Raw genomic sequence first — 12,144 nt, 5'->3', positions numbered from 1 at the left:
ACTAGTTTGCATTAGTCAAATTCAAGGAGACTCCCGCGATGAGCCAGACCAAGAAGTTCGCCAGCCAGGCCGACCTGGAAGAAAAGAAGGTCACCTTCAGCCAGATTTCCGAGCACGCCTGGGCCTACACCGCCGAGGGCGACCCCAACACCGGCATCGTGATCGGCGACGACTGCGTGCTGGTGGCCGACACCCAGGCCACGCCGGCGATGGCGCAGGACGTGATCCGGCGCATCCGCGAAGTCACCGACAAGCCCATCAAGTACGTGGTGCTCACGCACTACCACGCGGTGCGCGTGCTCGGCGCGAGCGCCTACGGGGCCGACCACATCCTCGCGAGCCAGGACACCTACGACCTCATCGTCGAGCGCGGCGAGCAGGACAAGGCCAGCGAGATCGGCCGCTTCCCGCGCCTGTTCGCCGGCGTCGAGACCGTGCCGCCGGGCATGACCTGGCCGACGATGACCTTCACCGGCAAGATGACCGTGTGGCTCGGCAAGCTCGAAGTGCAGCTGCTGCAACTGGGCCGCGGCCACACCAAGGGCGACACCGTCGTCTGGCTGCCGGGCGAGAAGGTGCTGCTGTCGGGCGACCTGGTCGAATTCGACGCCACGCCGTATGCGGGCGACGCCTACTTCCAGGACTGGCCCCAGACGCTCGACAACCTCGCCGCGCTCCAGCCCAAGGCGCTGGTGCCCGGACGCGGCGCGGCGCTGACCACGCCGGAGGAAGTCGCCAAGGGCCTCGCGGGCACGCGCGACTTCATCGCCGACGTGTGGGCCAGCGTGAGCGAGGGCGCCAAGGCAGGGAAGGACCTGAACACGGTCTACAAGGAAACCTTCGCCAGGCTCAAGCCCAAGTACGGCCACTGGGTGATCTTCGACCACTGCATGCCCTTCGACGTGACGCGCTGCTACGACGAGGCGACGAAGTACGCCGACCCGCGCATCTGGACCGCCGAGCGCGACATCGAGATGTGGAAGGCCCTGGAAGGCTGAAGCCATGGCGGCCGCCTCCGCATCGACGGCTGAAGCGCCGGTCGACTACCAGTCGCTGCGGTTCGACTACAGGCGCCACCCCGACCAGGATGCCGCGCAACCCGTGCGTCATCCGGTCGTCGTGGTCGGCGCGGGCCCGGTGGGCCTCGCGCTCGCGATCGATCTCGCCCAGCAGCACATCCCCGTGGTGCTGCTCGACAACGACAACACCCTCTCCACCGGCTCGCGCGCGATCTGCTTCGCCAAGCGCACGCTCGAAGTCTTCGATCGCCTCGGCTGTGCGGACCGCATGGTCGACAAGGGCGTGTCCTGGAAGATCGGTAAGGTCTTCTTCAAGGACGAGCAGGTCTATCACTTCGACCTGCTGCCCGAGGCAGGCCACGAACGCCCGGCCTTCATCAACCTGCAGCAGTACTACGTCGAAGGCTATCTGTCGGAGCGCGCGGCCGAGCTGCCGCTCGTCGACCTGCGCTGGAACAACAAGGTGATCGGCATCGAGCAGGACGCCGACCGCGCGCTCGTCACCATCGAGACGCCGGAAGGCAACTACCAGCTCGAAGCCGACTACGTGGCAGCCTGCGATGGTTCCAAGTCCAACATGCGCCAGATGCTCGGGCAGGAAGCCAAGGGCCGCATCTTCCGCGACCGCTTCCTGATCGCCGACGTGAACATGGACACGGACCTGCCGACGGAGCGCAAGTTCTGGTTCGATCCGCCGTTCCATCCGGGCCAGAGCGTGCTGCTGCACAAGCAGGCCGACGACATGTGGCGCGTCGACTTCCAGCTCGGCTGGGACGCCGATCCGGTGGAAGAGCGCAAGCCCGAGAAGATCATCCCGCGCGTTCGCGCGCTGCTCGACAGCATCGACCACCACGACGTGCAGTTCACCATCGGCTGGGCCAGCGTCTACACCTTCGCGTGTCAGCGCATGGACTGCTTCCGCCATGGCCGCGTGCTCTTCGGGGGCGACTCGGCGCACGGCGTCTCGCCCTTCGGCGCGCGCGGCGCGAACTCCGGTGTGCAGGACGCGGACAACCTCGCCTGGAAGCTGGCTGCGGTGGTGCGCAACGAAGCGCCCGATGCGCTGCTCGACACCTATGCGAGCGAACGCGAGTACGCCGCCGACGAGAACATCCGCAACTCGACGCGCGCGACCGACTTCATCACGCCCAAGAGCGAAGTCAGCCGCCTGTTCCGCGATGCCGTGCTGGAGCTGTCGAAGCGCCATGCCTTCGCGCGCACGCTGGTGAACAGCGGCCGACTGTCGGTGCCTTCGACGCTCGGCGATTCGCCGCTCAACACGGCCGACGTGGATGCGTTCGCTGGCCGCATGGTGCCGGGTGCGCCGGCCGCGGACGCACCGATCGTGCGTGCCGACGGCAGCACCGGCTGGCTGCTGCGCGAGCTGTGTCCCGCATCGAAGTCGAACGCGGCAACCTGTTTTACCGCGCTGGTCTTCGGCCATGGCGAAGCGGCTGAGCGCAGTCGCGAGGTGCTCGCGAAGGCCGATGTGCCGCTGCACATCGTGAACGTCGCAGACACCGGCGAGGGTTCGCTGGCGGCGCAGCGCTACGACGCGAAGCCGGGCACCGTGTACCTGCTTCGTCCCGACCAGCACGTCTGCGCGCGCTGGCGCCATCCGACTCCCGAGGACGTGCGCGCCGCGCGCGACCGCGCATTGGCAAAGGCGTGAAGACATGACCACCGCGAACCTCATCACCACGCCGAACTTCGAGGCGCCCGACGATTTCTACGAGGCGCTGATCGAGGCCCATCAGGGCCTCGGCACCGAAGAGAGCCACGCCTACAACGCGCGACTCGTGCTCGTGCTCGCCAACCACATCGGTTCCACGGCCGTGCTCCGGCAGGCTTTCGAAGCCGCGAAATGAAGCCCACCCCCGTTGCTTGCCCACTTCGTGTAGCCGCCTCCCCCTCGAGGGGGCGCACCCGGCGGCCCGGCCAAGCCGGTTCCGCGGGTGCCCTGGGGCTTGGCTGTGCCGGGTTCAAGCGGCTTGGGTCAAGCTGCAACTGATGCAAGACTGAATCGATAGAGAGGACTCCATGACCAACGCATCCGCCGCCGAGCGCCGCTACCAGAGCGGCTTCGGCAACGAATACGCCACCGAGGCCGTGCCCGGTGCGCTGCCGCAGGGCCGCAACAGCCCGCAACGCGCGCCCTTCGACCTCTACCCCGAGCTGATCTCCGGCACCGCCTTCACCGCGCCGCGTCACGAGAACCGCCGCACCTGGGTATACCGCCGCCAGCCTTCGGTGGTCGCAGGCCGCTACAAGCCATACACGCAGCTGCTCTGGAAGACCGGCGCCGACCGCGAGATCGCGCTGCCGCCCGAGCCGATGCGCTGGGGCCCGATCCCGCTCGACAACGCGGATGTCGACGTCATCGACGGCATGCGCACGCTGGCCGCCAACGGCGATGCCGATGCACAGGCCGGCCTCGCCGCGCACGTCTACGTCGCCAGCAAGTCGATGAACCGCCGCGCCTTCGTCAATGCCGACGGCGAAATGCTTTTCGTGCCGCAGCAGGGCCGCCTCGAGATCACGACCGAGATGGGCGTGCTCGACGTCAAGCCCGGCGAGATCGCGCTGCTGCCGCGCGGCGTGGTGTTCAAGGTCGATCTGCCCGAAGGTCTCTCGCGCGGCTACGTGTGCGAGAACTACGGGGCGCAGTTCCGCCTGCCCGAACTCGGCCCGATCGGCTCGAACGGCCTCGCGAACGCCCGCGACTTCCAGGCGCCCGTGGCCGCCTATGAAGACGCGACCGTCGCCTACGAACTCGTCAAGAAGTTCGGCGGCCGCTTCTGGTCCGCGCCGACGAAGCATTCGCCCTTCAACGTGGTCGCATGGCACGGCAACCTCTCGCCGGTGAAGTACGACACCGCGCACTTCATGACCATCGGCTCGATCAGCTTCGACCATCCGGACCCGTCGATCTTCACGGTGCTGACCTCGCCGTCGGACACGCCCGGCACCGCCAACTGCGACTTCGTGATCTTCCCGCCGCGCTGGCTGGTCATGGAAGACACCTTCCGTCCGCCCTGGTACCACCGCAACCTCATGAGCGAATTCATGGGCCTGGTCTACGGCGAGTACGACGCCAAGCCCGGCGGCTTCAAGCCGGGCGGCGCGAGCCTGCACAACTGCATGGTGCCGCACGGCCCCGACGAGGAAGCCTTCGAGAAGGCGAGCCACAGCGACCTCAAGCCGCAGAAGCTCGACAACACGCTGGCCTTCATGTTCGAAAGCCGCTTGCGATTCATTCCTTCCGGGTATGCGATGCAAAGCCCGGTGCTCGACCAGAACTACGCCGACTGCTGGGCCGGCCTCACGGACAACTTCAAGCCATGACCAACGCACTCAACGCCACGCACGACCCCAAGCTCAAGAGCTGGGTGAACTCGGCCAACGAAGCCGGCTGCGACTTCCCGATCCAGAACCTGCCCTTCGGCCGCTTCCGCCCTGCCGGCAGCAAGGAGGGCTTCCGCATCGGCGTCGCGATCGGCGACCAGGTGCTCGACCTGAAGGCCGCGGGCCTCGTCGATACCGACGACATGAACGTGCTGCTCGCGCAGAGCGCCGCCGAGCGCCAGGCGCTGCGCGCCGCGCTCTCCGAAGGCCTGCGTGAAGGCAGCGCCAAGCAGGCGGAATGGAGCCGCGCCCTGCATGCGCAATCGGCGGTCGAGCTCACGGTGCCATGCCGCATCGGCGACTACACGGACTTCTACACCAGCGTGCATCACGCCACGACCGTCGGCAAGCAGTTCCGCCCCGACAACCCGCTCCTGCCCAACTACAAGTGGGTCCCCATCGGCTACCATGGGCGGGCGTCTTCGATCGGCGTCAGCGGCCAGCGCTTCAAGCGGCCCCAGGGGCAGACCAAGGCACCGGACGCTGCGGTGCCGAGCTTCGGTCCATCGAAACGGCTGGACTACGAACTCGAACTTGGCTGGTTCATCGCGCAGGGCAACGCGCAGGGAGAGCCGATTTCAATGGACGAGGCCGAAGAACACCTCTTCGGCGTGACGCTTTTCAACGACTGGTCGGCGCGCGACATCCAGGGCTGGGAGTACCAGCCGCTGGGCCCGTTCCTGTCGAAGAACTTCGCCAGCACCGTCTCGCCCTGGCTGGTCACGACGGATGCTCTGGCTCCGTTCCGCGCGGCCTTCCAACGGCCGACCGACGACCCGCAGCCTCTGCCCTACCTGGACTCGGAGAAGAACCGCTCGAAGGGCGCGATCTCGATCGAGCTCGAAGTCCTGCTGCAAACTGCAAGGATGCGCGAGGCGGGTGAGTCGCCCGTTCAGTTGTCGCGCACCAACAGCGCCCGCGCTGCCTACTGGACACCGGCGCAACTGATCGCGCACCACACGGTGAACGGCTGCAACCTGCAGCCCGGCGACCTGCTCGGTTCGGGCACCTTGTCCGGCCCTGAAGCGACCGAGGCCGGCTCGCTGATGGAGCTCACGAGCGGCGGAAAGAAGCCGATCGTGCTGCCCAACGGAGAACAGCGCACCTATTTGGAGGACGGCGACACGCTCATCATGCGCGGCTGGTGCGAGCGCGCCGGCGCGGTGCGCATCGGGCTTGGCGAGGTCAGCGGGACGGTGCTGGCTGCGGGTTGATCGGAAGCCACGCATGAACGCCGGCCCCGCTGTCGCGGAGGCCGGCGCTGAGATCGGCCCGGCGCCGCTTCTTCTTCCACTGAGAGGCGCAGCGCGCCCGCGCGATCGTCGCATCGCACGCTGACGGCGATGCGCGTGCTCAACGCTTCCCGGCCCCAGAATGCCGGCCTACGACCGACCTTCTGGAGAGGGAGACAGACCATGGTCCCTGGACCGCGCTGGCTGGCCGCACTGGCCGCTTCGCTCGCAGTACTCGCGCTCACCGCCTGCACGACTGCACCGACCGATCCCGCGCTCGCGCAGGCACACAGGCGCGGCAACCTGCCGCCGCTGGTCCCGCTGCGGCGTTTCGTCGCGAACGTCGACTACGTCGACGGGCATTCGCTCTCACCCGACGGAAAGAAGCTGCTCTGGGTGCAGACGGTCGGCACCGACGTCGGGCTTGCCGTGCGCCCCAGCGAGGCGACAGCGAGCGGGCCCGGCACCCGCGCCTTCGCAACGGGCACGCTGGCGCGTCCCTTCGTGTTCGGGCCCACTTACTCGTGGCTGCCCGACGGCCGGCACATCTCGTACATCAAGGACTTCACGGGAGACGAGAACACGCAGCTCTTCGTGCTCGACAGCGATGCGCCGGAAGCGAGACCCTGGGCGGTGACGCCGTGGCCCGGCGTGCGATCGGCCTTCGTCGCGCGGGGCGAGCCGGGCAGCGCGCGCTTCTACTTCGCGAGCAACCGGCGCGACCGCAGCAGCATGGATCTCTTCGAAGCCGACGCCGCGACGCGCACCGTCCGCGAGGTCGCGCGCAGCGAACCCGGCAGCCGCGTGGTGAGCTGGTTCATCGGCACCGATCGCCAACTCGCGGGCCGCACCCGGCAGCTCGGAAGCAACGACGGCTCGGAGCTCGCCGTCGAGATCCGCGCGGCCGACGGAAGCTGGCAGCGGCTGCGCACGGTCAAGCCTTTCGATTTCTTCGCGCTGCACCGCATCGACTCCCAGGGCGGCCGCCTGTGGGCCATGACCAACATGGGCCGTGACAAGGCCGCGCTGGTGGAGATCGATCTCGCGAGCGGACGTGAGCGCGTGCTGGCCGAGGATGCCGAGGTCGATCTCGACTATGCGCAGTACCCGCCCCTCGAAGGCGCACCCTACGGCTATGCCAAGGAGCCTGGCATGCCGCGCTTCGAGTACCTCGATGCGGCGCTCGGCGGCGAGGTGTCGAAGGCGGTGCAGACCGCGCGGAACCGGGGTTGGATCGACACCGATCCGGTGCTGACGCGCCCGCAGAGCGTGTCGGAGGAGGGACGCCGGATGGTCCTGCGCACCGTCACCGGCGACGAGTCGGTCGAGATGCTGCTCGACCGTGACACCGGCCAGCTCACGCGCCTGACGCCGGTGCGCAAGCCCGAACCCGGCTTGTTCTCTCCGATGGAGCCCTTCGCTTTCAAGACCTCCGACGGGATGACGGTGCACGGCTACGTCGTGCGTCCGCAAGGCGTGAAGGGTCCGGCGCCGCTGGTGGTCGACATCCACGGCGGGCCGTGGGCGCGGGACGCCTGGCAGGCCGCCGGATTCACCAGCACCCAGATGCTGGCCAATCGCGGCTATGCGGTGCTCAAGGTCAACTACCGGGGCTCGTCAGGCTACGGCCGCGCCTTCATGCTGGCCGGTGCGCACGAGTACAACGGCCGCATCCAGCGCGACATCGCCGAGGCGGTGCAGTGGGCGATCGACCGGGGCATCGCCGATCCGCAGCGCATCGCGGTGCTCGGCGCGAGCTTCGGCGGGTTCTCGGTGCTGGCGCAGCTGATCCAGAAGCCGCACGACTACCGCTGCGGCATCGACATCGTCGGCGTCGCCAACTGGCCGCGCGTGATCGAGAACTGGCCGCCGTTCTGGCGCAACCGCCACTACTTCGCGATGACCTTCGGCGATGTCGCCAAGCCCGACGAGCGCGCCGAGATGCTGGCGAATTCGCCGATCTCGAACATCGACCGCATCGCCGCGCCGCTCCTGGTGATCCACGGCGGCAACGACGTGCGCGTGCTGCGGCAGGACTCGGACGACGTGGTGGCCGAGCTGCGCCGCCTCGGGCGCCCGGTTCAGTACATGACCTTCCCGGACGAGGGCCACAGCGTGCGCAAATGGCGCAACCGGCTCGCGCTGTGGCGGGAAGTCGAAGACACGCTCGCCGGCTGCCTCGGCGGGCGCAGCAACGGCTTCGATCTCTATGAACTGATGCCGCGCCAGACGCGCTAGCGAACGCTGGCCGTCAGCTGCTCGCGGCGGCGGCGCGTGCGGCTTCCAGATGCGACCGGGCACGCTCGGCCAGGGCCATTTCGCCGGGGGTGCCGGGCGTGTAGGCATCCACTTCGAGCGGCCGGCCGTGCGAGTCGACCGAGACGAAGACGATCAGGCATTCGGTGGTCTTGTGCATGCCGCCGCCCTTCATGTCGCCGCTGCGCACCTCGACCGAGATGTTCATGCTGGTGCTGCCGGTGTAGGCCAGCCGCGCTTCGACTTCCACGAGGTCGCCGATCATGATCGGGCGGTGGAAGCGGATGCTGCCGATGAAGACCGTCACGCAGTAGCGCTTCGACCAGCTCGTGGCGCAGGCGTAGCCGGCCTCGTCGATCCACTTCATGACGGTACCACCGTGGACCTTGCCGCCGAAGTTGACGGTGCTGGGTTCGGCCAGGAAACGAAGGGTGATGGCGGACATGGTGCGATGTGGAGTTGATTGCTGCGAATTATGCGAGCGCCGTGCCCGTTTGGGGGCCGAAGCACTCAGGAGCCGGACAGCCGCGCCACCATGTCGCGCGTGATGCCCAGCCGGGCTGCCAGCCGCCTTGGAGACGCTGCCGGTCTTGAACGGACTGCGGTCCCGCCCAACAATCCCATCATCGGCCTTGCCGCCAGGAGACAAGCTTCATGAACACCGCCACCCGGGTTGCGCACCGCGACGCAGCCGAACGCCGCGCCTACTACGAGCGCATCCGCCCGCTGAACCTCACGCCGCTGTGGGAATCGCTGCATGCCCTGGTGCCCCGCGAGCCGCAGACGCCCTGCGTGCCGGCGCTCTGGCGCTATGACGAGATCCGACCGCTGCTCATGGAGTCGGCCGACCTCATCACCGCCGAGGAGGCCGTACGCCGCGTGCTGGTGCTGGAGAACCCGGCGATCCCCGGCCGCTCGTCGATCACGCAGTCGCTGTACGCCGGGCTGCAGCTCATCATGCCGGGCGAAGTCGCGCCTTCGCACCGTCATGTGCAGTCGGCGCTGCGCTTCATCGTCGACGGCAAGGGCGCCTACACCACCGTGGGCGGCGAGCGCACCACGATGTATCCGGGCGACTTCATCATCACGCCCTCCTGGGCCTGGCACGACCATGGCAACGAAGGCATCGAAGGCGTGAGCGAGCCGGTGGTCTGGCTCGACGGACTCGACATCCCCATGGTGCGCTTCTTCGATGCCGGCTTCGCCGAGAACGACGACGCGAAGGTGCAGCATGTCTCGCGGCCCGAAGGCAACAGCCTCGCGCGCTTCGGCCACAACATGGTGCCGGTGCGGCACGACCACGCGAGCCCGACCTCGCCGATCTTCAACTACCCCTATGCGCGCAGCCGCGAGGCGCTCGCGCAACTGCAGAAGCAGGAGGCGCCCGATGCCTGGCTCGGCCACAAGCTGCGCTACATCAATCCGCTGACGGGCGGCTCGCCGATGCCCACCATCGGGACGAACCTGCAATTGCTGCCGAAGGGCTTCGCGGGCAAGACGCACCGGGCGACCGACGGCGCGGTCTACAGCGTGGTCGAAGGTCACGGCACCGCAGAGATCGCCGGCCAGCGCTTCGGCTTCGGCCCGCGCGACACCTTCGTCGTGCCGTCGTGGGCGCCGCTGCGCCTGTCGGCCAGCGAAGAGGCGGTGCTGTTCAGCTTCTCCGATCGACCGGTGCAGCAGGCCATGGGCGTTCTGCGCGAAAGCTTCCTCGCGGATTCCTGATCGGTGCGATGCGCGGGCGGTTCGATGGGGCCGCGGAGGGCTATATCGGCTTGGCGTAACGACTGGTCACAGGTGGGGCTATCCTTGTGGCCCCTTCCTTTTTCTTCCCCCCGTTTCGCTATATGCACGCATCCAAGAGAGCTCTTCTTGCAGTCGCCTGCGGCCTCGTCGCAGGCGCCTTGCCTTTTGGCGCCATGGCGCAGGCCGCCGCATGGCCCACGAAGCCGATCCGGCTGCTGGTGGGCTTCCCCGGCGGATCGACCCCCGACATCGCGGCACGCACCATCGCCGAGCCGCTGTCGAAGGCCCTGGGCCAGCCGGTCGTGGTCGACAACAAGCCGGGCGCGTCGGGCAACATCGCGGCCGACCAGGTGGCCAAGGCCACGGACGACCACACCCTCGGGATCGTCATCAACGGCAACCTGACCTCGTCGAAGATGCTGTATCCGAAGCTGCCCTACGACCCGGGCCGGGACTTCACCTACCTGTCGCTGATCGCCACTGCGCCGCTGATGCTGGTCGCGCCCGCGAACCTGCCCGGCGGCACTGCCTTCTTCGACGCTGCGCGCAAGGCCGGCGACACCTGGAGCTACGGCTCCGTCGGCGTGGGCTCGGTCGGCCATCTCGGCATGGAGCAGCTCAAGAGCCGCGTGCCGGGCATGAAGGCGATCCACGTACCCTATCAGGGCAACCCGCAAGTGGTCACCGGGCTGATCGGCGGCCAGGTGCAGATGGCGCTGATCCCGCCGGGCGTGGCGCTGCCGCAGGTCAAGGCCGGCAAGCTTCGCGCCGTGGGACTCACCAGCGGACGCAGCACGCTGGCGCCCGAAGTGCCGTCGCTCTCCGAAGCCGGCGTGAAGGACTTCAACCTCGAAGTGTGGACGGCGCTGCTCGGACCGGCGAACCTCTCGAAGGCGGCCCAGGAGCGCATCAACAAGGAACTCGCGATCATCATGAAGTCGCCCGAAGTGCGCCAGAAGCTGTTCGATCAGGGTTGGCAGGCGGTCGGCACGTCGCCCGACGGCATGCGCGCACGCGTGAAGGAAGAGGCGGCGATCATGTCGAAGATCATCCAGGCCAACAACATCAAGCTTCAATGACCGCAGCGACAGTCATCGAGCCGCAGCGCGAGCTGCCCGTCTTCGGCGAATACGACGTCGTCGTGGTCGGCGGCGGCCCGGCCGGCATCGCGGCCAGCGTGAGTGCCGCGCGCCACGGCGCGCGCACGCTGCTCGTGGAGCGCTACGGCTTCCTCGGCGGCATGGGCACGGCCGGCGGCGTGACCAACTTCGCGGGCCTCTACGGCAAGCGCGACGGCGAAATGACGCAACTGGTGCACGGCGTGGCCGACGACCTGCTCGACCGCATCGACGCGCTCGGCGGTCTCAACAAGCCGCAGGACGGGATGCAGGGCCGCATCCGCGTGCGCTCGTACGACACCTCGGTCTACAAGTGCGCGGCCGACCAGTTGCTGCTCGCCGCGGGCGTGCACCTGCTCTTCCATGCGCTCGCCGCATCGGTGGTGATGGACGGCGGGCGCATCGCCGCGCTCGTCGTCGAGACCAAGTCGGGCCGGCAGGCGATCCGCGCCAATGCCTTCATCGACGGCAGCGGCGATGCCGATGTCGCGGCCTTCGCGGGCGTTCCGTTCGCGGTCGGCGACGGGCATGGCAGCGGGCTCTTTCCGTCCACCATGTTCCGCGTCGGGCATGTCGATGCCCAGCGCGCGCTGGCGGCGGTGGGCGAGTTCAAGGCGATCAACGACCTGATGGCGAAGGTGCGCGAGCGCGATCCGGATGCGTATCGATTTCCGCGCGAGGGCGCGATCCTGCGCCCGCAGATCGACCCGCGCGAATGGCGCGCCAACGTCACGCAGATCCGCAATGCTGCGGGCGATGCGATGAACGGCGTCGATGCGCGCGAGCTCAGCGACGGCGAGATCGAAGGCCGCCGGCAGATCGCCGAGTACTTCCGCTTCCTCAAGGCGGAAGTACCGGGCTTCGAGCAGTCGGCCATCGTCGAGATCGCGCCGCAGGTGGGCATCCGCGAGACGCGGCGCATCGAGGGGCTCTACGCGTTGACCGGCGAGGACATCCTCTCGTCCGCGCGCTTCGACGACAGCATCGGCATCAACGCCTGGCCGATGGAGATGCACGCGGCAGGGCGCATCGAATGGGCCTTCCCGCGCGACGAGCGCCGCACCTACAACCAGCTGCCGTGGCGCATGGTCGTGCCGCGCGGCGTGGACAACCTGCTGGTCGCCGGCCGTTGCGCGTCGATGACGCACGAAGGCCAGTCCGCGGCGCGCGCGAGCGGCGGCTGCTTCGTGATGGGGCAGGCGGCGGGCACGTCGGCGGCTTCGCTGGGCGCCGGCCGCTTCGCGGCGGTCGATGTGCCGGCGCTGCAGAGCAAGCTGGTCGCGGACGGGGTGGATATCGACCACTGAGCTGACAGCAAGGAGACAGCGCGGCGGCTGTCTCTTTGCTATCGTTGCGGGCTCGTTTCCG

The 12,144-nt window shown here is 68.2% G+C and carries 10 protein-coding genes; 9 read left to right on the top strand and 1 reads right to left on the bottom strand.

The features are described 5' to 3' along the window. Window positions 1-38: 38 nt before the first annotated feature. The 6 genes from WKW77_RS12620 to WKW77_RS12595 all read left to right on the top strand — a co-directional run bounded on the left by WKW77_RS12620 (window position 39) and on the right by WKW77_RS12595 (window position 7,894). Window positions 39-998: an MBL fold metallo-hydrolase gene (locus tag WKW77_RS12620; protein ID WP_340357194.1), complete on the top strand. Its 960-nt coding sequence runs from the start codon at window positions 39-41 to the stop codon at window positions 996-998. A gap of 4 nt (window positions 999-1,002) precedes the next feature. Then, a complete protein-coding gene (locus WKW77_RS12615; protein WP_340357193.1) occupies window positions 1,003-2,691 on the top strand; it encodes an FAD-dependent oxidoreductase in 1,689 nt (562 codons plus the stop codon). 4 nt (window positions 2,692-2,695) lie between these two features. Further along, the gene (locus tag WKW77_RS12610; protein ID WP_340357192.1) at window positions 2,696-2,887 is read left to right on the top strand and encodes a DUF2783 domain-containing protein; all 192 of its coding nucleotides are present in this window, start codon (window positions 2,696-2,698) and stop codon (window positions 2,885-2,887) included. A gap of 172 nt (window positions 2,888-3,059) precedes the next feature. Beyond that, window positions 3,060-4,364 carry a homogentisate 1,2-dioxygenase gene (hmgA, locus tag WKW77_RS12605; RefSeq protein WP_340357191.1) on the top strand — a complete coding sequence of 435 codons (1,305 nt, stop codon included), beginning with the start codon at window positions 3,060-3,062 and terminating at the stop codon, window positions 4,362-4,364. Further along, window positions 4,361-5,638, top strand: coding sequence for a fumarylacetoacetase (fahA, locus tag WKW77_RS12600; protein WP_340357190.1), 1,278 nt, complete (start codon window positions 4,361-4,363; stop codon window positions 5,636-5,638). Before hmgA ends, fahA begins: the two co-directional genes overlap by 4 nt. A 201-nt stretch (window positions 5,639-5,839) precedes the next feature. Beyond that, window positions 5,840-7,894 carry a S9 family peptidase gene (locus WKW77_RS12595; RefSeq protein ID WP_340357189.1) on the top strand — a complete coding sequence of 685 codons (2,055 nt, stop codon included), beginning with the start codon at window positions 5,840-5,842 and terminating at the stop codon, window positions 7,892-7,894. Window positions 7,895-7,907: 13 nt separating this feature from the next. Here WKW77_RS12595 and WKW77_RS12590 read toward each other — a convergent pair whose 3' ends face one another. Then, on the bottom strand, window positions 7,908-8,357 hold the full coding sequence (locus WKW77_RS12590) for an acyl-CoA thioesterase (protein ID WP_340357188.1): 450 nt from the start codon (window positions 8,355-8,357) through the stop codon (window positions 7,908-7,910). 209 nt (window positions 8,358-8,566) lie between these two features. Between WKW77_RS12590 and gtdA the strand changes: the two genes are divergently transcribed. From gtdA to WKW77_RS12575, 3 genes are all read left to right on the top strand, one after another. Next, window positions 8,567-9,637, top strand: a complete 1,071-nt coding sequence (gene gtdA, locus WKW77_RS12585; RefSeq protein ID WP_340357187.1) for a gentisate 1,2-dioxygenase — start codon at window positions 8,567-8,569, stop codon at window positions 9,635-9,637. Window positions 9,638-9,759: 122 nt separating this feature from the next. Continuing rightward, on the top strand, window positions 9,760-10,737 hold the full coding sequence (locus tag WKW77_RS12580; protein WP_340357186.1) for a Bug family tripartite tricarboxylate transporter substrate binding protein: 978 nt from the start codon (window positions 9,760-9,762) through the stop codon (window positions 10,735-10,737). Continuing rightward, a complete protein-coding gene (locus WKW77_RS12575) occupies window positions 10,734-12,083 on the top strand; it encodes an FAD-dependent oxidoreductase (RefSeq protein WP_340357185.1) in 1,350 nt (449 codons plus the stop codon). The genes WKW77_RS12580 and WKW77_RS12575 overlap by 4 nt, the downstream gene beginning before the upstream one ends. Window positions 12,084-12,144 lie beyond the last annotated feature (61 nt).

Origin of the sequence: Variovorax ureilyticus (genome assembly GCF_037889935.1) — a bacterium.
Taxonomy (GTDB): domain Bacteria; phylum Pseudomonadota; class Gammaproteobacteria; order Burkholderiales; family Burkholderiaceae_C; genus Variovorax; species Variovorax ureilyticus.
Note: the sequence above shows the minus strand (reverse complement) of the source record. Positions and strands in the feature narration are given on the sequence as shown.